The sequence below is a fragment of the Parageobacillus toebii NBRC 107807 genome, assembly GCF_003688615.2.
Lineage (GTDB): Bacteria > Bacillota > Bacilli > Bacillales > Anoxybacillaceae > Parageobacillus_B > Parageobacillus_B toebii.
In genome coordinates this window covers 2,415,466-2,437,146 of the sequence record NZ_CP049703.1, presented here as the reverse complement: position 1 = coordinate 2,437,146, position 21,681 = coordinate 2,415,466, and the positions used below count along the sequence as shown (strand labels likewise).

The following is a 21,681-nucleotide window of genomic DNA, read 5'->3' as shown; positions in this document are numbered from 1 at the left end:
CCCCCTTAATGGTGTAAAAGTGCCACGGAAATCGTGACATTACCTGCTTTTTTCTTCACTAATTCCAATTTCTCTGCACCGCTATAAAGCTTCGCTGCTGGCTCGCTCACACCATAAGCTCCTGTATAGCGGTACACGGTTTCAGAAGGCTGTTCGATGTTTACTTGATTCAGTTGTTCAGGGGTATAATAGACGAATTCCCATCCGTATTTTCGCACCACTTCAAGCAACCCTGGCTCGTCTTTTTTTAATTCGATCGTACATACCGCTTTCACACTTTTCATTGAAAAGCGCAGCTCCTCTAATGTATCGCGAATGACGGCGTCAATTTCTTCCGCCGTTGTCCCGCGGTTGCAGCCGATACCGAGCACGATTACTTTTGGACGATACAAAACGCCGTTTTGCAAAATCGCTTCTTCCTCTTTCGTTAATAAACGATGGGTAACGACAAGCGCGGCGTCCGGTTTCGCCGCTAGCGCTTCATCAATCGAATCATAAATACGGATATTGTTTGGCAGCGGGGTATCATAGTTCCACCATTCTCGCTCCCCTGATTCCTGTACAATGGCAACATGTTGCTCATTGACGACGGCGGCGCTGACGGGAGTCAGCTTTTCGTCAGATTCCCACTCCCAGCCGAAGGAACGGCCAAATAAATCAACGGCAATCGTTTTTTGTACGTCAGACGCAGTCGTAATGACGGGATGGGCATGTAAAATCTCCGCGACTTGCCGCGTCAGTTCGTTCGCTCCGCCAAGATGTCCGGAAAGAACGCTAATGACATGTTCCCCTTTATCATCAATAACAACGATCGCCGGATCGGTTTTTTTATCTTTTAATAGCGGTGCAATCATCCGCACGACCGCACCAAGCGAAATAATGAGAATAAGCCCGCGGTATGTTTGAAAAAGCGACGGCAATAATAACCGCACGTTCCCTTCAAACAAACGAATGCCTTTTTCGTCTTCGTCTCCTCTCGCAAACTTATTCGTATAATACACACGGGCGTTTGGAAGCTCCTCGCCGACGCGGCGGGCAATATCAACACCATGCTTCGTAATCGCAACAATCGCATACAACTCCTCACACCCCCTGTCGATATCCGTGTGTGAACGTTTTATCATACAGCTTCGAGCGATAGTCGCGCTCGATAATTGCAGGGTCTAACGCCCATCCTGCTAAAATGAGGGCGTGTTTTCGGATGCCGTTTGCGCGCATATCCTCGTCCAGCGTGCCGACCGTCGAACGGACAATTTTTTGATCTGGCCATGTCGCTTTATACACAATCACAACAGGGGTATCATCGCTCCATCCCGCATCCCTTAGTGCCTTTGTTACTTTTTTTGTTAATGTAGCGCTTAAAAATAACGCTAATGTGCAACGATGTTTTGCTAAATCTTCCAGTTTTTCTCTATTTGGAACTGGTGTTCGTCCTTCCGCTCGCGTTAAAATAACCGTCTGCGTTAAATCCGGAACGGTTAGCTCCGCTTGAACAGCCGCTGCCGCCGCAAATACCGAACTGACGCCAGGGACGATTTCCACTTCCACCCCTTGCTTTTTGAGTAGCGCGATTTGTTCAAGCGTCGCTCCGTAAACAGATGGATCTCCCGTATGAATGCGCACGACTTTTTTTCCTTGCTTAAGCTGTTCTAACATCGCTTCAACCATTTGCTCTAAATGCATTCCTGCCGTATGAAATACTTCCGCTTCCGGCTTTCGATAGCGCTCGATCAGTTCGCCATTGACGAGCGAATCGGTGTAAAAAATTGCGTCCGCTTCCTGAAGCAGTTGCGCGCCTTTCACCGTAATCAAATCCGGAGCCCCCGGGCCCGCGCCAATAATATATAGTTTCACTTTCTCACCACCAATAACGTTAAATATTCCAACTCTACTCCTTCAAGCTGTTCGATATTCCAAATGATTTCTTCCTTTGACGTCACCTTTGTCACCACGGCAGCGTTTTGCAATAAATTTTGTTCGCGAAGAAGACGGATCATCATGCCCATCACTTTCGCCACTTTCAAAAAAACGACACAATCATGGTCTTCAAGCGCTTTTTTCATTGCTTCATAGTCGTCGCGCGCTGGAATAATCGCCACCTGTTCATCCCCGTCAGCAAGCGGGATCTGCAGTCTTGCTGCCGCTGCGTTGACGGAGGAAACTCCCGGAACAATTTCAATCGTGACATTTGGATACCGCTCTTTCATGATTTTCATCAGATGGATGAACGTGCTATATAAAAGTGGATCTCCTTCCGTCACAAACGCGACATCTTTTCCTGCGCTTAGCTGTTTCCAAATCGCTTCTGCTGTCTCATTCCATTTTTCTGTTAACACATCCATATTTTTCGTCATTGGAAAGACGAGACCAATCATCTCTTTTTCCGCTGGAGAAAAATATGCTTCAATAATTTGTTGGGCATAGCTTTTGCTGCCGCGCTGTTTTTTCGGATAGGCAATGACATGCGCTTCTTTCAGGCGGCGAAACGCCTTCACCGTCAACAGCTCCGGGTCGCCCGGACCAACGCCGATGCCATACAATGTTCCGCTCATTCGTCTTCCTCCCTCTTTGCCGTAATGATATAAATCGGATTAAGCGCCGAAAACCGCGTCAGCTCTAAAATCGGCTTACTTCTTGAGATTTGCGCGAGCGTAACGTCTACTTGAAAGCCGCGCTGCTTTAATCCTTCCACCGCCTGCGCCAGCGTTTCAATCGTAACTGCATTCGCAACGATGCGTCCGTTCCGTTTCAAGCGCCGGCAGCAAACATCAAGAAGCGGTCCCATTTCTCCTGATGTTCCGCCAATAAAAATCGCATCCGGATCGGCAAATTTGTCTAAATGCTCAGGTGCTTTGCCGTGTACAAGCGTAATGTCAACGCGGAATTTTTTTAAGTTTTCTTTACAAATTTCGATATCATGGGCATTTTTTTCAATCGCAAACACGGAGCCTTCGCGTGCGATTTTCGCCGCTTCAATCGCGACGGAACCGGTGCATGTGCCGATGTCCCAAACGACGCTCTTAGCATGAAGACGGAGCGCGCTAATGCTTAACACCCGAACCTCCTTTTTCGTAATCAGTCCTTTATCTGGTTTACGCTGCAAAAATTCGTCATCGTCAATTCCTAATGGCCACATCGGACCTTCTTTTGTTTTTTGTAAAATAACCACATTTAATGGAAAAAACTCGGCATCTGCCATCTCTTCTAATTCGAAAAAGCGGCACCGTTCATCTTGACTGCCAAGATTTTCTCCGACAAACGCACGGTATTCGGTCATTCCGTACGAAAGCAAATATTTCGCAATGGCATTAGGAGAATTCGTTTCATCTGTTAATATCGCTACTTTGTCGCATCCGTCAATGCGCTGGGCAAGTCCTTTCATGCTGCGGCCGTGGACGCTGATAAATTTGGCGTCCTGCCATTTTTCTCCCATTTTCGCAAACGCCCATTGAATCGAACTGACTGCTGGATATACTTCGATTGGCAGTTTGCTAGATAAATAGCTGCCGATTCCATAAAACATCGGATCACCAGACGCGACAATGACGGTGCGTTTCGTTTCATGGCGAAGCCGCTCGACAAGCTGTGATAGCCCTCCTCGAATCGTGAGCGTTTCGCCTTGATAATCAGGGAAAAAGGCTAAATGACGCTCTCCTCCGACCAATAACTCACTTTCATAAATCCAACGTTCATAAAGGCGCGGGAGGCTCGCTTTCCCATCGGCGCCAATGCCAATTAGTTTAATCGCCTGCATCGTTTCGTACCGCCTTTCCTAATAATTGACCGCCCATTGTGTATAGCGACGTTTCCACGGTCATGCCGCCGCCCACTTCACGTAACGCGGATAAACAACAATGGTCACATAATATTTCAAAAAAGCGCTCATTCCCTGCTTCTTGCATCATCTCGCCAACTTGTGATGCCGTATTGGCTTCGCGAACAGCGGCAACGAGTTCCGGCGAAGCTCCGGCTTGTTCAGCAATGGCTGCTAAAAACGAAAAATCAACGGGGGCGCTTTTCGAATGCACCATCATAATGCCTTGCGCCACTTTAGAAAATTTCCCCATCATCCCAACCATGGAAACGGTTCGGATGCCGAGCCGTTTGCATTGTTTCAGCGTAAAGCCGACAAAATCCCCCATTTCAATAAACGCTTCCTCAGGAAGATGAGGATATTGTCGCATCGCAAATTTTTCGCTTCGTCCTCCCGTCGTGATCACAACATGGTCGCATCCGTTTGCCTTTGCCACTTGAATTGCCTGAATGATGCTTGCGCGGTAGGCGGACGTCGAAAAAGGAATGACAATGCCGCGCGTCCCTAAAATCGAAATGCCGCCGATAATGCCAAGGCGCGCGTTTAACGTTTTTTTGGCGATTTCTTCCCCGTTAGGAACGGAAATAATGACGTTCACTCCACGGGAAATGCCGTATTGTTCCAATACCTCGCGCACTGTTTCGTGAATCATTTTTCGCGGGATTGGATTAATTGCCGCTTCGCCAACCGGCACCGGCAAGCCCGGTTTTGTGACGCGCCCTACCCCTTTTCCGCCATCTAAGTGAATGCCGGGTTGCTCCGCCCATGAGACGGTTGATACAATCGCCGCTCCATGCGTCGCGTCAGGGTCATCCCCGCCATCTTTGATCACCGTTGCTTTCACCGACTCACCATAAATCTCGCACGTTTCGATCGCAAATGTCGCCCATCGTCCGACTGGCAAATAAATGGTTGCCTCCGTTTGTATGATGCCGGTAATAAGCGCCGTTAATGCCGCTTTCGTTGCCGCTGTGGCACACGCCCCTGTCGTATATCCCTCGCGTAACGTTTTTTTTCGTTTCCATTCGTTTACCCTCGCTCTGCCAACAGTGAAAGCGCGTTTAGCGCCGCCACTGTAATGGTACTTCCTCCTTTTCGGCCGATATTTGTAATAAATGGAACATCCAATTTCGCCAATTCCGCTTTTGATTCCGCCGCCGACACAAAACCGACCGGCAGGCCGATCACTAATCCCGGACGTGCTTCTCCTTCTTTAATTAAACGAATTAATTCTAGCAATGCCGTTGGCGCGTTGCCAATGGCAAAAATCCCGCCTTCTGCCTCTTTAGCCGCTTTTCGCATCGCGACAATCGCTCTTGTCGTGTTGAGCCTTTTCGCCTCCGCAATGACATCTTCGTCGGAAATATACACTTTCACTTTGCCGCCAAACTTTTCAATGCGCACTTTATTTACCCCGACTTGTACCATTTGCACATCAGCGACGACCGTTTTGCCACTGCGTATTGCTTCGATTCCCGCACGGACGGCATCAGGGTGAAACAACAAGCTTTTTCCAAGTTCAAAATCTGCAGAAGCATGAATGACGCGCTGTACAATCGGATATTGTTCTTTCGTAAAATGATGTTCACCAATTTCTTCATCAATGATTTGAAAACTTCTTTCTTCAATTTGTTGCGGTTGGACTGTAATCGGACGAAATTCCGTGCGAAAATCCATGGTAAAACCCCTTTCTTTCATGAATGAATGGATAACGGTACTATTTGTTGTAGTGCCTTAACGACATCGGAAAACTGGGAATACACCGTGCCATACTGAATTGATGGACGGCGGATGACAATCGTCTCAATCCCTAGCTCCTGTGCGGCAGCGATTTTTTCATCGACAAACCCAACTTTTCCGCTTTCTTTCGTAATGAGCAACGTAACGCCAAAATGTTGGAAAAGCGCCTTATCGAGTTCTTTCGTAAACGGACCTTGCATCGCAACGATATTTTCTTGCGGAAACTTGAGTTGTTCGCATTTCTCCATATTGTCTTTGCGCGGCAGCATGCGCGCAATCACGCGCGTATTCGGAAGCCCTAACAGCTTTTTTGCGAAAATGGATAACGTTTTGCTTCCGGTCGTTAGCATAATGACGCCTTGTTTTTTCGCAGCGAGCTCAGCTGCTTCTTCATAACTGTCAACAAACGTGACACGCTCATAAGCAACGTGAGCCGCTTGCCGCTCGTAACGGATATACGGAACCCCCGCCTCTGCGGTAGCTTGCATCGCGTTTTTCGACGCTTCTTCGGCAAACGGATGGCTCGCGTCCACCACTGCTTTCGCTTTCTTTACGCGGATCAACTCCGCCAATTGTTCCGACGTCAGCCGTCCAAGGTGCACCGCTAAGCCGGAAGCACGCAACTGATCCGCCGCATGTTCTGTAACAACCGTCGCTAACACATCATAGCCCGCTTGTTGGATACAAAGCGCCAGCTTTCGGGCATCGCTCGTTCCCGCTAATACAATAATCATGCATGTTCCTCCTTAATGATGATGGTGGTGATGATGGTGATGATGCTCCGCAGCATGAAGCCGGTATTGACACATATCACAGTTCATCATAACCGCCTTGCCAAGCGCTTCTTCTAATCTGTCAAGCACAATCGTTTTTAGCTTCGGATGAAATCCAAAGTAGCCTGCTAGCGCAAAATCGACTTGCGGATACTGAAAACGAAATTGTTTTACTTTTTCTCCAAGACGCTTGATAAGCACGCCGGTAAACAAAAAGTAAGGCAAAACCACCACTTTCCGCGCCCCTAGCTTCACGCATCGTTCCACTCCATCTTCTAACGATGGCGTCGTTACTCCCATAAATGCTGGTTCTACAAGGAAATAGTTCGTTTGTTCCCAAAATAAGCGGGAAATTTTATATAAATCGCTGTTCGCATCCGGATCGCTTCCCCCGCGACCAAGCAGCACTACCGCTGTTTCTGGGTCAGGGCTTTCTATATTTTCACCGATTTCTTGTAATCTCGTTTTTAAGATCGAAAACGTTTGCTCATGAATGCCAATTGGTCGGCCATAGATGAAAGCCACATGCGGATAATGCTTCTTTGCTTCATCGATCTCCGCTGGAATATGCAGCTTCGAATGGCCCGCTGGCAGCAAAATAATCGGAATGATGATAATTTCGCGAGCCCCGGCATCGACACAACGGTCAATCCCTTCGCGAATCGTTGGCAGTCCAAATTCTAAAAAACTCGTTTCGACATGTAAGGATGCCGCAATGTGCGGTTTTAGCTGCTCAACAAACTGCTGGACTTGGTCGTTTCCTTCCGGGTCACGACTGCCGTGCCCGACAAATAATACTGCTTTCATTCATTTTCTTCCCCCTTATTCACCACAGACAGACACTTCGATTTTTGCCTCTTGCTTCGCTTCTTGATACACAAACCCGCCGACTTGTTTCACTCGCTTAAAAAACTTATGAAACCGTTCGTTCGGATGCGCGCGTTCCTTATATTCTTGAATAATGCGGGTGACAACGGACACAATCTCGCCAGGCGGAATTCCTTCAGCGACAAGTTGCCCAGGGTGTGCATTTCTTCCGACCGTTTTTCCTCCTAAAAATAAGTCAAATGCTCCTTTCCGATAGACGATTCCGATATCTTCCCGCACCGCTCCGTAACATGCCATGCCGCATCCGTTTACACCAATCTTCAATTCTTTCGGAAGCGCCATTCCGCCAAGCTGATCGTATAACTCTTCCGCGTATGGAATCGCGTCTTTTTTCTCCCCGTCGCAAAAATCGCAAGCTTTCACCGTCAGTACATCACCAACAGGGGCAACGTCAAGCCCCGCTTCTTTCAGTCTAGCGATGATACGGTCTGGATCAGAAGCAGGCACTTCCAGCTTCAAATAATGATCCGGGGTATACATCATCGTTCCGTCTTCACCGACGATGTCAGCTAGTACCATCATCTGTTTTGGCGTAAAATTTTTGTTCGCTACTCCCGGGCTAACCGCGATTTCGAAAATCGCTGGCGCAAACGTCGTGGTGTCTTGGTGGCCAATCGCCAATGTTTGCAACGCTTCTTCTGCCATTTCTCTTACCGGTTCTCGTTTCGTTTGATCAAGCGCCCACGGTTCCGCTTCTTTGCGAAGCCGTTCATGTGGTTTCAGCGGCTGTTCGGAGGCGCTTAATGTATATTTTCGTTGGTATCCGCGTGGTGTGATCATCAGCCCGTCGTATACAAACGTTGAAGAATTGCCGATAATGACAGTCGTTAACATTCCGATATCGTAATCGAGCATATGCGCTAAATCCGTCAATACGATATGTTGCCGCGCGCGATAAGCGCTTTTCACTAATCCGACCGGAGTATTTGGCGAGCGATAACGCAAAAGAATACGCTGCGCTTCGACAATTTGACGCGTGCGTCGTCCGCTTTTCGGATTATATAGAGCGATGACAAAATCGGCAGCGGCCGCCGCTTCAATGCGCTTTTCAATAAGCGCCCACGGCGTTAGGTGATCGCTTAAGCTAATGGTGCACGCATCATGCATAATCGGTGCACCTAAAAGAGCGGCACACGAGTTAATGGCAGAAATGCCTGGGATGACTTCCACCTCGATATCGCTTTCTCGCGTCCAGCCTTTTTCAATGAGCACCTCATACACAAGCCCTGCCATTCCGTACACGCCCGCGTCCCCGCTTGAAATGACGGCGACCGTTTTTCCGCGTTCTGCCCATTTCACCGCCTCTTGAGCGCGGCTTACTTCTTCCGTCATTCCAGTACTAATCACTTGTTTATTGCCAATTAAATCCGCAACTAGGTCAATGTATGTTTTATAACCGATAATAATATCGCTTTCTTCAATCGCTTCCCGCGCTCGCTTTGTCATATGTTCCTTGCTGCCTGGGCCAAATCCGACAATCAGCAATTTTCCTTTCATTGTCTCACCTCAATTTCCATTTTCCTTGTCCATGTTAACTGAGCTCATTTGTCGAAAAAACTTGAACACTATATCACTTTTTCACTAATACGGAGGTTTGTGCGCTCAACCATTCTCATCCATTGTTTCATTTCTTCCACATTTCGCGGGATGCGCGTATCGTGTGGAAACAATGTTTTCCATACAGAAGCAAGCAGCGGAACACCAAGACGCCATTTTTGCAATTGATGCTGTCTAGCAAATACGTCTTGCGGCGATCCTTGCATGACAATTTGTCCGTCATGCATGACAAACACGATATCTGCCCACTCTAAGACAAAATCAAAATCATGAGTAGCGATCAAAACTGTCGTGCCAGCTCGATGAATATCGTTGATCTTCTCGACAAACCTCTCGATTTGCAGGCGATCTAAATATGCCGTCGGCTCATCGAGCACTAATAATTTCGGATTCATCACCATTATGGCGGCAAGCGTCAGCCATTTTTTTTGACCGAGACTTAAATGATGAACGGGCTTGTCCAACCATGAACGTAATCCAAACTCGTCCAGCGCTTTTTCCATGAGCTCGTCCATCTCACTTTTTTTCATTCCTAAATGGTGCAGGCCAAACGCCAGCTCATCACGTACCAACGGCGCCACAAGCTGGTGTTCCGGATTTTGAAAAACGATGCCGACCTCTCGCCGCCATTTTTGCAAGGTTTGACACCGATAATCCATCTTCTCTCCATTCCAATAGATGTCGCCAGAGTCGGGCCGCAACAGCCCGTTCGCATGTAAAAATAACGTTGTCTTGCCGCATCCGTTATGACCGATGAGTGCGCATTTTTTTCCACTGGGAACATGAAGGCTTAATCCTTTCAACACACATGGTCCATTCGGATACGTATAATATACTTCATCCATTTTCAGCATTGCCTGCTGCCCTCCTATCATCCAAGCCGTAGAAGCAAACATATGCCGATGGCTGCTTCCCACAGATAACGTTTATTTTTTTCGTTATATGTTTCCACATGAACATAGGTCATTTCATCGGAAACTCCGCGCGCCCATAAAGCAAGGCGCAACACTTCATAGGAATGCCATATTTTTTGAAAAAGCTGGAACACCAACATCCCACCATGCCGCCAATGGTTTCCTCCATTTCTTGCTTTCATTGCTACGTATAGCTCTTCTGCTGCTTTCTCGAAAACAAATACAAACCGATACATAAAAAACAACAACTCAATGATAATGGATGGTACTTTCATTCGTTTGAGCACATACAATATCTCTGGAAACGGGGTAGTCACCAAGAGGAAAAATAAGCAAGACCATGCCGCGACCGAACGAGAGAGCAAAGACATTGCGATGAAAATTTGCGAACGGTCAATGGAAACATGAAAAGATTTGTCTATCGAAACAAGCAAAGCTGGAAAACTCATCATCAGAAACAATGCCACGACTCCGAGGGCTTTGGCGTACACCTTCCACGAAACACGCGCATAACCGATAATCCAAATGGCAAGCCAAATCGTCATCATTACTTGCATTTTCCAGTTTCCTGTGATGGCCATCATTAATAACAGAAGCGCAAATATCACTTTTTGTTCGGGGCGTATTGTCCGCAGGCGGTTATCGTAAGCGATGGTGTCAAACTGCCGGATCATTTTGCTTCCTCTTTTCGGTTCGCCCGGCCTTTATAGACGCCGATAATATAGCCAATAATTCCGGCACCGATTGCCGCCTGCACAGAAAACAGCAACGTTTCCACCTCTCCGCCTGGCGGCTCAAATATGGTTTCCATCCAAGGTTGATAATGAGGAGCGAGCTTCTGAATCATTTTTTCCGCCTGGCCATCCGTGCCGCCAAAATCAGAGTGATGAATGAACAATAACGGCGCTACTACCAGTAAAACAGCAATAGCAAGAAGAAAAAGACTTCTCTTCATATTACACTCCCCTCTCTAACTGGTTTAGTTCTTGGCTGCTGTAAGTGGATAAGAAATTCCAAACGACGACCGTAAGCAGCCCTTCTGTAATCGCCAGTGGTATTTGCGTAACAGCAAAAATGCCGGCAAATTTGGCAAACGAAGCGAAAACCCCACCTGTCGCATCCGGGAACGCCAGCGCTAATTGCAATGAAGTGACAACATATGTGGCCAAATCAGAGAAAAATGCAGCGAAAAAAATCGTCCAGCGCCTCGGTATATTCCACTTTTTCCCGAAACGATAAATACCGTACGCCACAATCGGGCCAATGACCGCCATGGACACGGCATTCGCCCCTAATGTCGTCAATCCACCATGTGCCAGCAATAACGCTTGAAACAGCAATACGATGCTGCCCATCACCACCATCGTCCATGGACCAAACAGCACCGCACCGAGCCCCACCCCCGTTGGATGTGAGCTGCTCCCAGTAACGGATGGAATTTTTAAGGCGGACAGCACAAACGTAAATGCCCCCGACAGCGCAATGAGCAGCTTTAGTTCCGGATGCTCGCGTGTAATCCGAATTAGTGAACGCATACCGATGATAAAAAACGGCAAAAACACTAGCCACCAAAAAATCACCCATCCAACTGGCAAAAATCCTTCCATAATATGCATCGCAAATGCCGATGTGCTGCCGGTAAACGTAAAATAGACGACTAAACCGCAAAGGAAAAGGGCGACTTTCCATTTTTTCACGCTTTCGTTCCTCCCGTTGCTTTACATAATTTCGAGATTCCTAGAGGGGCGTTTGATTGTTTTGACATCATCAATCCTTGCTTCTCTTCATAACGGTACGTTATCGTTTCTTCCAACCATTCCCCATCTCGCAAATGCCTTCGCACAAGCTCCCTTGCTTTTTCCGGCGTCACACCGTTGTACCATACGCCTTCAGGGTAAACGATGACTACACACGCGTCTTGGCAACGGCCATTGCAGCGAGTCCGCGTCGTATGTACAATGCCATCTAACTCCAGCATCGCGATTTCTTCGCGGATGGCAAGCGTTACTTCTTCTCCCCCTTTACGCATGCAGCTGCCTCCATTGCAAATCAGCACATGATGTTTCATTCCGATTAAGTTCCATGTTGTCATGTTGAGTCTCTCCTTTTTTGCAAAATAAAAAGCACCTCTATACGCAGAGGTGCAGAAAAATGCATACAAATATAGCAAAAAAAGTATACCATTCTCCCGCACGTCTACCTATAATCCCGTAGGTATCCGTCCGAACAAATAAGGCAGGTCTCCTGACTTAGGATCATCGCTTTATTGCGCCTTCCCGAAGTTTCCTTCAGTGACATGATGCAACAAAGCTCCCCATCACAGTGGCGGGTACCGTGACGGATTTTCACCGTACTTCCCTTTTAAGCCTATTCTCTAATGAGAAAGGCACCTTATTTGTTTGGCATATAATGTCGATTTTTCAAAGAACATTTCTGTTATTCATAGTAGTACAAATTTTCAAACATCGTCAACCACTTTTTTTCAATAAGTCCGTTTTCGCCAATACAATCCCGTCTTGATCAGCGTACACATAGGCGCCTGGCTCCCAACGAACGCCGCCAAATTCGAGCGCAACGTCCCGTTTTCCCTTTCCTTCTTTTTTGCTTTTCACCGGGCAAGTGCCAATCGCCATCACCCCAAGCGGCATATTGGCGATTTCTGCGGAATCGCGAATGCATCCGTGAATAATCACCCCGGCAAGCCCGCGCTCACAAGCGATCTGGGCAAGACGGTCTCCGAGCAGCGCGCAATTTCGCGAACCTTTTCCGTCTACGACCAATACGGTGCCCGCTGGAACAGTTTCGAGCGCCTCACGAACGAGCACATTATCTTCAAATACATCGACCGTCGCGATCGGTCCGGAAAATTCCGCTTTGCCGCCGTAAGATTGCATCGGCAGCTGGCATACTTGCAATTCACTTAAAAATTCATCGCATAAATCAGCTGTTTTCATCACAATCTCCTCCTTGCCATGTCTTATATTTGACATCCTTTGTCAAAACTCCTTCTTTTTCAACAAAAAAAACAGACAAGCGACATTGCTTGTCTGTTAGAGACTGGGCTAGCTGGATTCGAACCAGCGCATCACGGAGTCAAAGTCCGTTGCCTTACCGCTTGGCTATAGCCCAATGATATTCACGTTATCATTACCGCAAAAAATACCGCTAAATCAAACGTATTTTCCCATAGGCATAACATATTTTTGACGTAACTGCCAACGTATTTAAGCGGTGTATCTATCTATAGTATGACCGTGTTGATATTGCGATATACGCGCTAAAAATAACAGGTATTACGTTTTTTTAGCGCTTTTTTACTATTTTTATATCGTATACCTTCCTCTTTATACAGCCAATATCCTTCTTCAGAATCCAAAAACATCGATTCATCAACAATACATAAATAAAAATACATTCCCTTTATCACTCTTAAATGGTCCGCATAATACTCTAAAGCTTTCTGGTAGTTATGTAATCCTTCATCATCAGTCGTTTAACATAATTTCCATCGCTTCTGAGTATCGTTTCAAACTATATTATATTTAGACCGGCCTATAATCAGGAAACAGTTTTCGTACTTCTGTTAACACTTCCAACGACTTTTCGTAATAATTACCTAAAACGCGGTAAGTGCTGCCTAAACAAACGAATGCATCTTTTAGATTTTCTTCTTTCAGTCCTAAACGAACCGCTTTCTCACAAAATTCAACTGCTTCTTTTTCCAATCCCATCGAATCATGAACTAGCCCGCAGTGTAAATAAATTTCGGAATCGTTAGGATAAAGACAAACTAAAGAAGTTGTTTTGATTGTTCTAATTTCCCTTCTTTTTGTAATTTTATGGCAAGTGTTAATTGTTCTTTCACGTTTATTTCCCCATTTATCTGCTTATGCAGACGCTTTACAAACAACACATGATCATTTCCTCTGCCATCATAATTACTAAAAACAGATGTCCTGTCGACTACTTGATCTCCTTCCTCAATTTCAATCCCCTTATTTTTACGAAAAGCAACTGATGTACGATTGATGGGTTAAGTAACGCTTTTCAAAAAAGCGTTCATATAACTTCGAATGCCATTTTTTGCTTCCAGTATTCTGGGTGAACACCAACAAAATGAATGTATACTTGTTCAGGAAGGAAAAGTCTATTGTTTCAAGTAAAAGAATATATGCAAGATCGTTTTATCATTTCGGCTAACCGAAACAAAGTTTGTGAGTTCCTTGAGCGTTCTTACTGGGCGAACAATCGGAAAGGGGAAACGATTGTCAAATCCATAGAGCATTATTTGCTTTGTCTTGTACCTAATGGTAGTGTGCTTTTCTATTAAACACGTGAAAAATAATAGTTTCATCCCACTTGAAAAGAGTTGTGAGAATCCATTGTTTCGTTCTTAAAGTACCTCTCTGAATTTCCAGAAAAAGTACTCCAACGCATCGGACAGATACATTTGTCGGAAAATTAATCTGAACCTATACAGATGCTCAAAACGTACCTTCTAGACCGTCCTTAAATTTGATATCGTGGTGTTAAACAAAGACTTCCCGTAGCACTTTCTGTTGATGATGGAGAATCCCCTCTTAATGTAATCGTATCGAATCCAACAACGGTAAATGCAAGGCATTGTTGGTTTTCCAATGTAAAAGTTTTTATGACCGTTGCCCCTTTAGAAAATATAACGTCCACTGTTGTCATTCCAAGCGTAGCACTGGATAGCTCAATGGTTCCTGAAGCAGAAACAACTTTATTTGCTTGAAAAATGACTGTAGGAGTTTGGTTAAAAACAAGCCAATTACACTCCACGCAATCTTGTACAAGTTGGCGTTTGATTCCGCAACAAATCACTGTAGTATTACAACAACTCATTTGCATATCTCCCTTTAACTAGTTATGATTATTCATATGCTTCCATTTCCATTCATTGTGATTCTCCTTCGTAAAAATAGTTACTGTCAATCGGTCCATCCTTCTTTAGGAGCAGTCTGTCTTGCCATTTCGCAACTCTGTCTCCATTCATAAATAAACGGTTTTAATTCATACTCCAGTACATCAACGATTCCGATCATATCCTTATTCCACACATATTGATACAACTCTTTTACAATGGAAAGCAGTCCTTCTTTTCTCTCCATTAAGCTGTTAAAATGGAAATCAACCATCAACTCCAAATGTTCCAATGTGCGAATGAACTCTTCATAGCAGCCAGCATCATTCCCTTGCTTCCAATTTACGATACATGAAGCAATTATGTGCTCAAGCCGCTCCAGTTCCTGTACTATGTTATCCTCCACTTGCATCCACCTTCTCTTTCTTACAATCTTTTTTTCTAATGACCGCTAGACCGCATTGGGACAGTATTTCAAAATGAATCGAACAATCGGGAAAGATGTCTGTCAGTTCTTCCCATTCCAATCCTATGGAAGTGTAAGCAAGATATGGCTCTAATTTAGCCAATGCGTCTTTAGTAAGATTAAGGGTAATAATGATTCCATCTTTGGAAAGCACTCTTAATAATTCCCGCCCTATTTTTTTTCGCAACGATTCGTCAAGAACGTGCATAAGAACTCCAAACACCAAAACGACATCGAAGTTTTGATCTTCAAAGTCAAGTTCGTCGGGGTATGCTTCGATAAATTGTATACCAGGTTTTGATAATTTCTTAGCATAATCAACAATTGGACGATAGAAATCGATACCGGCCAATCGTTCCGGCAATACTCCCCAATCCTGAAATTTTCTTAACCATCTTCCATCCCTGCACCCTATGTCCAGAACAGAAATTTGTTGAAAATTGTCATAACCATATGCCGATAACGTTTTAACTAATTTTCCTTCGTCCAGTTGCCCATGAAATGAAAAATAAAAATCATCGATTTTCACAAGTTCCTCTATCCATTTCAGCAAACGTTCTTTTTCTTTTTTTATCCGTTCTTCTCTCTCTTTTTGCTCAATGTATTCTCGATTGGGAAGAAACTTTTTCCACCCTATTTTTTGATACCAATATAAATTCTTTATAATTTGATCCAGCATGTTTTTTATTTTAAGATTCATTGTATTAATAAAATTTTTGTTTGTCATTATTTCTTCCCGTGACCACATGACATCAAGCAAGTCTTTCGCTTCTTTTTTCGTTTCTTTCAATAGATCTTTTATCTGCTCTTTTTCAGCTACTGCTTTTTCTTCAGGATTCACTGGTACTTCACTCCCCTTTATAAACTTATTCATTTGAAGTTGTCTCCTCTAGAGGGAGTTTTTCAACAGCGATTTGAAAATTCCTGATGAGACTTTTACAAATTATACATAAGTTATCAAATAATTCCATTTGGATTTGAAGAGCATAGCGGAGTTTTTCAGGAGTGTTGATGACACCTAGTTCGTTCATCTGATGATATCCGAACATTATGACTTGTTGAAAAAACTGGTCGTGTACATGTCTATGAAGAAATTTCATTATATGTTTGTTGTTTTGTTCAAATTCCTGGCGTAACTCTTGCCCTGCACCATATTTATCCTTTTCTAGCAACTGCTCAACGATTATCTTTCTTTCAGAAGTCAACTGATTGAGGGCGCGATAGATATCCATATACTTTATCAGTTCGATCCTTAGACTTTTTATTTTATTTTTCCGGGTCGATATATCTAAATTTTTTTTACTTTCATTCAGTAACGTATCCAGTCTGTATGGCAGGCTTGCTTTGCAATATTTTTCGATCACGTTTGTCAGCGTGTCGCATGTGGTTCCTTTGATTTTGGCACCGCCTTCGGTAGCATTGATGACTGTAACATGCGATGTCTGCTCAATCAGCCGTTCAAGTCCTTTCCGAAACTCCACCCATAGGGGATTCGATGGAACGAATGAATCCTCATTTCCTTCCACATAAACGATTGGCAGAGATTTCACCTTCTCAATATACTCCTGTACATCCTCTGTATACTTCGATTGTTTGCTATGAGTAAGTCCATCTAACCCGTAAGCAAAATTTTGTCCGACGAAAACAATCGGATTTGCTCCCATATAGACAGCTAACTCATAAGCAAGATGAGAGACATTCAAGCCTGCATATAGTCCGCTTCCATCGCCAACCATTCGATTGATCCATTCACTCGTAGACTCGAAACTTCGAAAAATAGGAACTTTAGGTCCTGCAAACGAGGCAAAAGTTCGCGGATCCGCAACAGCAAGAGCAAGTAAGGTAATGTCCTCTGGATACTTCTTGTTTTGAAAATGGTATAGATAGCTTTCTGGAGTACGTTCAAGTACACAAATGGCATCCGGTTTAATACCATTTTTCATCAATGGAACAATCGCTGACTCGCAGCAGAGAATCAATCCTTTTCCTTTAACCCGCTTTAATTCATGCATGTTTTGATCCAAAGACGGACCATTTGCCACAATAAACGCTGGAACATTAGTAAACTTATCCTTTAAACTGCTTAAATACGGATTCTCCAATACAATTTCAGCATTTTGAATCATGTTATGAAGTCCAAGCAATGAATCGTAATGATCATTACCAAATGCGGTGATTTGCTGTGTCAGTCGTTCAAAAACATGAGATTGAATGTTTAAATACTCTTTTTTAAACAGTCTTGAACTTGGCGTAAACAAGACGGAGGGAACAGTCAAATATAATAAGCCATAAGTTGAAATCAGATTTTGAAAATAATGCGAAAACTCCTCGAATGGACCAAGAAAAAAGATACATTTGTTGTGTGCACGGAAAATCGGCTCTAAATCGAAATAATGAAGCATTGCGATAAAAATAGGAAGGTTTTGTTCAAACACAACAACCACAGTATCCTCATGCACTCTTTTTAATAGTTCAATCAAAGGATATCCAAAGCCACATCCGTAAACAAAAAGCGTACTCATTTGGTTAAGCGGCAACTGATTGCACCAATTCTTCGCTTGTTCCCACGGATTCCTGCTGTTAATATGTTTTACCTTCCCATCTTTCTTGTATTTGCAGATAGGATAACCTTCCTCCGTATAGACGATATCAACCCATTTCCCTACCTCGTCTAAATCAACCTTTCGTATTTGTTGTTTTATATATTCAGGAAAACACTGTAAGTTTTTTTGAAACAACTCATTTCTTTCGTATAAGTTTGTGGGCGGCTTTGCCATGAACCTCACAACCCTTTCATTTCGAATGGAATTTAGAACGGATTAAAATTAATCGTTATATTTAATTCACCTGACGCAAAGTTGCTGTCTGAATTCATTTGAATCGTATCCACCCCAACAATCACAAATGATTTATACTCACCTGTTTGCACGACCAAGGTAAACGGAAGCATCCCGCCACCAATGCCCCCCCTTAAAAAATTCACGGTTACCGGACCCTTAGAAGCACTGTTATTAAGAACATAACCGCTGATGGCTGCCACTTGGTCGGAAGAGTAAGGAAAAATAGGCGCACCGAGAGTCCTCCACTGTATACTGATCTGGTTTGGAATAATTCGTGGTGAATTACAACATTTTTTCGAACAAACCACACTTGGAGCCTCCCCTCTACCTTGGCGAATTGTAATGATGTCCAATATTGACGATTCACAATATTATTTAATCGTTGTTTTATTATATTCTGAAAACGGTAGGAGAGTTGGTCAATTAACCTGTTATAATCAAAAATGATGAATACATCTAAGGTTTTATCATTTTTTTAAATAGTTAAAAATAGAGGGAGACCCAAAAGAGATGGGCACCCTCCATTTCGACACCTTCTATTTCTTATTCACTATAGTGGGTTGTTGTTTAGAACAACGTTAAGATCACCAGTTGTTGATGTACCAGCAGCAGTGGCATTTATTTGAATATTGTCTGCTCCAAGAACAAAGAAAGCTTGGTATTGACCTGGTGCAATATCTAAAGTTGTAACTGTAGCTGTTCCATTTCTAAATGTTACAGTTGCACTGCCAGATCCGGCATTGACTAAGGCATACCCAGTTAACGCAGGAACATCTGATCCAAATTGTGCGTCAAAAAAGGTGGTAGCGGCAGTACCCGCGTTAAATTGAATTTCAACTTGTTTTGCCGTTGACTGCGGTTTAGCAAAAAGTCCACCTGACATTCATATCCCCTCCCTCCTTGTCTGACGTAATAATAAATATATTAAATGTTTCAGGTTTTGTCTCCGACATGCGACCTAGGGTTTGAGTGGATTTTAAAAAACGGGGACAAAAAAAAGACTATGATAACTATACATCATAGTCTGAAAACCGGTAAAATCAACCGCAATAATTGCTTTCGTATAAGGAAAAATTTCCTTTTTGTTCCATTTTTATTTATAACAATATATCCCAACTTAATGGTGTTCCTTGTTTTACGTTTTTTTTCACTGCTTTTCCAAGCACTAAATCATAATATTTTGGTGCTAATCCATAACCTGGTCTAATAATCCTAATATTTTCTTTCGTTAATTTTTCTCCAGCTTTCATATCTTTTGCGACATAAATGGATCTTCTCAATTTCAATGATGCTTTTTCTTTCTCTGTCGGGCCATACTTCACCTCACCTAATGCTTGCCATGCTCTTTCTGTTTCAATGACCAATGCTTTCATTTCTTCTGGTTCCATGGAAAAAGCAGAATCAATCCCACCATCTGCCCTTGATAAAGTGAAATGCTTTTCAATGACTGTTGCTCCTAATGCAACACTGGCTACTGCCACGCCTATTCCCATTGTATGATCTGATAAACCAACCTGACAGTTAAATAATTCTCTCATATGCGGAATGGTTAGTATATTGGTGTTTTCAGGAGAAGCTGGATAGGTGCTTGTACACTTTAAAAGAATTAAGCCTTTACAGCCTGCTTCTCTAGCTGCGCGAACCGTTTCATCTAATTCCGCTACGGTTGCCATTCCTGTCGAAATAATCAACGGTTTCCCTGTTGAAGCCACTTTTTTAACGAGTGGAATATCGGTATTCTCAAAAGAGGCAATCTTATACATTGGGACATCTAGTTTTTCCAAAAAATCTACTGCTGTTTCATCAAAAGGAGTGCTAAAAGGAATCATTCCTAATTCTCGAGCCCGATTAAAAATGGGTTTGTGCCATTCCCAAGGAGTATATGCTTGTTGGTAAAGTTGATAAAGCGTATTCCCTTTCCACAAACTTTCCGGATCTTCAATCTTAAAGTCTTTATTATCTAAATTTAACGTCATTGTATCCGCTGTATATGTTTGGATTTTTAATGCATGTGCTCCTGCTTTAGCCGCAGCTTCTACAATTTCTAAAGCACGTTCAAGAGATTGATTGTGATTGCCTGACATCTCAGCGATGATAAATGGCGGCTGGTTTGGGCCAATTTTTCTTCCTTCAACAATAATTTCATTCATATCCTCATTCCCTCTATCATATGTTGTATTTTACTTTTTTGTTCTTTCCATTGTTTATGAAATAAAGCCATTAATATCACATCTGTGTATTGGTTATTTTTAAGGACATGCTCTTTTAAAACACCCTCTTTTCTAAATCCCAACCGTTCATGGTAACGGATGCTTCTTTCATTAGATTGGATAATCTCAGCACATAGTTTACGGATGTTTACCTCTTCAAATATAAAATTGATAGCTAAATATCCCATTAAAGTTCCTAACCCTTTTGGCGCACTTTGATCACCTATATAAAATCCCCAAAAACATTTGCCATTATCAAAATCTATGTTTGTGAAATTTACAACTCCAATCGGGACATTGTCCAAATAAAATACCTTTACAATTGTTGTCTGATCTTTTTTAACTCTGTCAAACCATTTCTTGTGTTCTTCTAATGAAATAACTCGATCATGAAACATCGCCGACCGAACATGCTCTTGATTTCGCCAATTTAATACCATTTCTAAATGTGAGGAATTTATATCCTTAAGCCTTGCACGCTCTAATAAATTCATTTCAGTTCCTCCATAATTGCTTTAACAACCGGATAACTATTTACAATTTCTTTATTTACAAGGTTAGCAGCACGTTCAGATAACAATTTAACTTTTTTAGGGTGCTTAATTAAATCGTTTACAGTCTCAACGATCTGATTAGATGTAACGTTATAACTAAAGCCAAGATTAATAGTCGCCCCAAACTGACTAACAGCATCCGTCAACTCTGCTTGATTATCCGCTACAATAATTGTGATAGATGGAAGTCCTAAATAACATCTTTCCCATGTCGTCGTCCCACCAGCACCAATTGCTACATCCGCTTCATTCATTAATTCTGCCATATTTGAAACTTGGCAGTGAAAAAAGAAATTGGAGTGTTGACTACAGAATTTTCGAATTTCATCTTTTCGTTTATTAGATGCTCCTACGACAACATTTACTTTTATGTTATTTTCTAATAAAACTAATGCATTCAATGTCTTGATCGTTTCATTTGTAGGGTCCGTTCCGCCAAAAAAGACAAGGATATTATGGATTTTACCGCTTCGTGCACGTTTTTGACGAAAAGCTTCAATAAATTCGTCTCTTAATAACACATAATTTGGTCCTAACAGTTGCCTGCATTCAGAAGAAACTAAATCTTTATATCTCTCTTCATAATTTAAATACCAATTTTGATCAAGAAGAACATCACAAACATGCTTCCGATTAGCCAAATCATCAATCACCATCAGTTTCTTTGTAAACGGCTTAAGCTGAGATTCCCATTTTTCATCTAACCCATAGTGATCAACAATGAAAAAATCTACTGAATGAATGTGCTTTTCCAACAGGTGTTGAGTTTCACAAACATCTTGTTTCCAATTTTCTTGATACCATTTAAAAATAGCGTTATTGTCCTTCTCACTAATCATAATTTTAGGTAAAATATAAACGGTAAACCCATTATCTTTAATAAAATTGATTAAATCTCCCTTATGTTCCCTACATATAAAAGAAATATTGGCATCCTTTTGTTTTAGCTGTTTTGCTAGTGTTAAACATCTCATCACGTGACCAGTTCCAATATCTGACGATGAATCAACTCGAAATACAACATTCATCTTTCAAACACA

General features: G+C 43.0%; 25 protein-coding genes, 1 tRNA gene, 1 pseudogene and 1 riboswitch. All 27 genes and pseudogenes read right to left on the bottom strand.

Annotated features, from left to right (window positions below):
* Nucleotides 1–5: 5 nt before the first annotated feature.
* The 27 genes and pseudogenes from DER53_RS12390 to pseG all read right to left on the bottom strand — a co-directional run bounded on the left by DER53_RS12390 (nt 6) and on the right by pseG (nt 21,669).
* Nucleotides 6–1,079, bottom strand: coding sequence for a cobalt-precorrin 5A hydrolase (locus DER53_RS12390; RefSeq protein WP_062754157.1), 1,074 nt, complete (start codon nt 1,077–1,079; stop codon nt 6–8).
* A gap of 4 nt (nt 1,080–1,083) precedes the next feature.
* On the bottom strand, nt 1,084–1,854 hold the full coding sequence (gene cobM / locus DER53_RS12385) for a precorrin-4 C(11)-methyltransferase (RefSeq protein WP_062754159.1): 771 nt from the start codon (nt 1,852–1,854) through the stop codon (nt 1,084–1,086).
* Nucleotides 1,851–2,552: a precorrin-2 C(20)-methyltransferase gene (gene cobI, locus DER53_RS12380; RefSeq protein ID WP_062754161.1), complete on the bottom strand. Its 702-nt coding sequence runs from the start codon at nt 2,550–2,552 to the stop codon at nt 1,851–1,853. Before cobI ends, cobM begins: the two co-directional genes overlap by 4 nt.
* A complete protein-coding gene (locus DER53_RS12375) occupies nt 2,549–3,754 on the bottom strand; it encodes a bifunctional cobalt-precorrin-7 (C(5))-methyltransferase/cobalt-precorrin-6B (C(15))-methyltransferase (RefSeq protein ID WP_062754163.1) in 1,206 nt (401 codons plus the stop codon). Before DER53_RS12375 ends, cobI begins: the two co-directional genes overlap by 4 nt.
* Nucleotides 3,741–4,829 (bottom strand): annotated as a pseudogene (locus DER53_RS12370) (cobalt-precorrin-5B (C(1))-methyltransferase); the annotation flags it as partial. The gene DER53_RS12375 and the pseudogene DER53_RS12370, both read right to left, overlap by 14 nt.
* A gap of 14 nt (nt 4,830–4,843) precedes the next feature.
* A complete protein-coding gene (locus DER53_RS12365; RefSeq protein WP_015863809.1) occupies nt 4,844–5,491 on the bottom strand; it encodes a precorrin-8X methylmutase in 648 nt (215 codons plus the stop codon).
* A gap of 17 nt (nt 5,492–5,508) precedes the next feature.
* Nucleotides 5,509–6,288, bottom strand: a complete 780-nt coding sequence (gene cobK, locus DER53_RS12360) for a precorrin-6A reductase (protein ID WP_062754167.1) — start codon at nt 6,286–6,288, stop codon at nt 5,509–5,511.
* Nucleotides 6,289–6,300: 12 nt separating this feature from the next.
* On the bottom strand, nt 6,301–7,134 hold the full coding sequence (locus DER53_RS12355; protein WP_062754169.1) for a sirohydrochlorin chelatase: 834 nt from the start codon (nt 7,132–7,134) through the stop codon (nt 6,301–6,303).
* Between the two features lie 15 nt (nt 7,135–7,149).
* On the bottom strand, nt 7,150–8,712 hold the full coding sequence (cobJ, locus tag DER53_RS12350; protein WP_062754171.1) for a precorrin-3B C(17)-methyltransferase: 1,563 nt from the start codon (nt 8,710–8,712) through the stop codon (nt 7,150–7,152).
* Between the two features lie 68 nt (nt 8,713–8,780).
* Entirely contained in the window at nt 8,781–9,626 is an 846-nt protein-coding gene (locus tag DER53_RS12345) for an energy-coupling factor ABC transporter ATP-binding protein (protein WP_062754173.1), read from the bottom strand.
* A 17-nt stretch (nt 9,627–9,643) separates the two neighbouring features.
* Entirely contained in the window at nt 9,644–10,360 is a 717-nt protein-coding gene (cbiQ, locus tag DER53_RS12340; protein ID WP_062754175.1) for a cobalt ECF transporter T component CbiQ, read from the bottom strand.
* Complete coding sequence (locus DER53_RS12335; protein WP_015863803.1) at nt 10,357–10,641, bottom strand: energy-coupling factor ABC transporter substrate-binding protein; 285 nt, start codon at nt 10,639–10,641, stop codon at nt 10,357–10,359. Before DER53_RS12335 ends, cbiQ begins: the two co-directional genes overlap by 4 nt.
* 1 nt (nt 10,642) lies before the next feature.
* Entirely contained in the window at nt 10,643–11,383 is a 741-nt protein-coding gene (locus DER53_RS12330) for an energy-coupling factor ABC transporter permease (protein WP_015863802.1), read from the bottom strand.
* Entirely contained in the window at nt 11,380–11,778 is a 399-nt protein-coding gene (locus tag DER53_RS12325; RefSeq protein WP_015863801.1) for a (2Fe-2S) ferredoxin domain-containing protein, read from the bottom strand. The genes DER53_RS12330 and DER53_RS12325 overlap by 4 nt, the downstream gene beginning before the upstream one ends.
* Nucleotides 11,779–11,903: 125 nt before the next feature.
* A riboswitch (cobalamin riboswitch) is annotated at nt 11,904–12,095 on the bottom strand.
* Nucleotides 12,096–12,154: 59 nt separating this feature from the next.
* Nucleotides 12,155–12,640 (bottom strand): ribonuclease E activity regulator RraA, encoded by a 486-nt coding sequence (gene rraA, locus DER53_RS12320; RefSeq protein ID WP_015863800.1) that lies wholly within the window; start codon nt 12,638–12,640, stop codon nt 12,155–12,157.
* Nucleotides 12,641–12,743: 103 nt separating this feature from the next.
* A tRNA-Gln gene (locus DER53_RS12315) sits at nt 12,744–12,815 on the bottom strand.
* A 413-nt stretch (nt 12,816–13,228) separates the two neighbouring features.
* On the bottom strand, nt 13,229–13,450 hold the full coding sequence (locus DER53_RS12310) for a tetratricopeptide repeat protein (protein WP_255265193.1): 222 nt from the start codon (nt 13,448–13,450) through the stop codon (nt 13,229–13,231).
* A 26-nt stretch (nt 13,451–13,476) separates the two neighbouring features.
* Nucleotides 13,477–13,599: a hypothetical protein gene (locus tag DER53_RS17590; protein ID WP_255265190.1), complete on the bottom strand. Its 123-nt coding sequence runs from the start codon at nt 13,597–13,599 to the stop codon at nt 13,477–13,479.
* A 596-nt stretch (nt 13,600–14,195) separates the two neighbouring features.
* The gene (locus DER53_RS12305; protein WP_062754181.1) at nt 14,196–14,552 is read right to left on the bottom strand and encodes an S-Ena type endospore appendage; all 357 of its coding nucleotides are present in this window, start codon (nt 14,550–14,552) and stop codon (nt 14,196–14,198) included.
* Between the two features lie 86 nt (nt 14,553–14,638).
* Complete coding sequence (locus tag DER53_RS12300) at nt 14,639–14,977, bottom strand: hypothetical protein (protein WP_062754183.1); 339 nt, start codon at nt 14,975–14,977, stop codon at nt 14,639–14,641.
* The gene (locus tag DER53_RS12295) at nt 14,967–15,911 is read right to left on the bottom strand and encodes a class I SAM-dependent methyltransferase (RefSeq protein WP_062754185.1); all 945 of its coding nucleotides are present in this window, start codon (nt 15,909–15,911) and stop codon (nt 14,967–14,969) included. The genes DER53_RS12300 and DER53_RS12295 overlap by 11 nt, the downstream gene beginning before the upstream one ends.
* Entirely contained in the window at nt 15,904–17,814 is a 1,911-nt protein-coding gene (locus DER53_RS12290; protein WP_062754186.1) for a motility associated factor glycosyltransferase family protein, read from the bottom strand. Before DER53_RS12290 ends, DER53_RS12295 begins: the two co-directional genes overlap by 8 nt.
* Nucleotides 17,815–17,846: 32 nt before the next feature.
* A complete protein-coding gene (locus tag DER53_RS17765; RefSeq protein WP_062754188.1) occupies nt 17,847–18,185 on the bottom strand; it encodes an S-Ena type endospore appendage in 339 nt (112 codons plus the stop codon).
* Nucleotides 18,186–18,427: 242 nt separating this feature from the next.
* Nucleotides 18,428–18,760 (bottom strand): S-Ena type endospore appendage, encoded by a 333-nt coding sequence (locus DER53_RS12280; protein WP_062754190.1) that lies wholly within the window; start codon nt 18,758–18,760, stop codon nt 18,428–18,430.
* 214 nt (nt 18,761–18,974) lie between these two features.
* Complete coding sequence (gene pseI, locus DER53_RS12275) at nt 18,975–20,027, bottom strand: pseudaminic acid synthase (protein ID WP_062754192.1); 1,053 nt, start codon at nt 20,025–20,027, stop codon at nt 18,975–18,977.
* Entirely contained in the window at nt 20,024–20,581 is a 558-nt protein-coding gene (gene pseH / locus DER53_RS12270; RefSeq protein WP_062754193.1) for a UDP-4-amino-4,6-dideoxy-N-acetyl-beta-L-altrosamine N-acetyltransferase, read from the bottom strand. Before pseH ends, pseI begins: the two co-directional genes overlap by 4 nt.
* Nucleotides 20,578–21,669: a UDP-2,4-diacetamido-2,4,6-trideoxy-beta-L-altropyranose hydrolase gene (pseG, locus tag DER53_RS12265; RefSeq protein ID WP_062754195.1), complete on the bottom strand. Its 1,092-nt coding sequence runs from the start codon at nt 21,667–21,669 to the stop codon at nt 20,578–20,580. Before pseG ends, pseH begins: the two co-directional genes overlap by 4 nt.
* Nucleotides 21,670–21,681 lie beyond the last annotated feature (12 nt).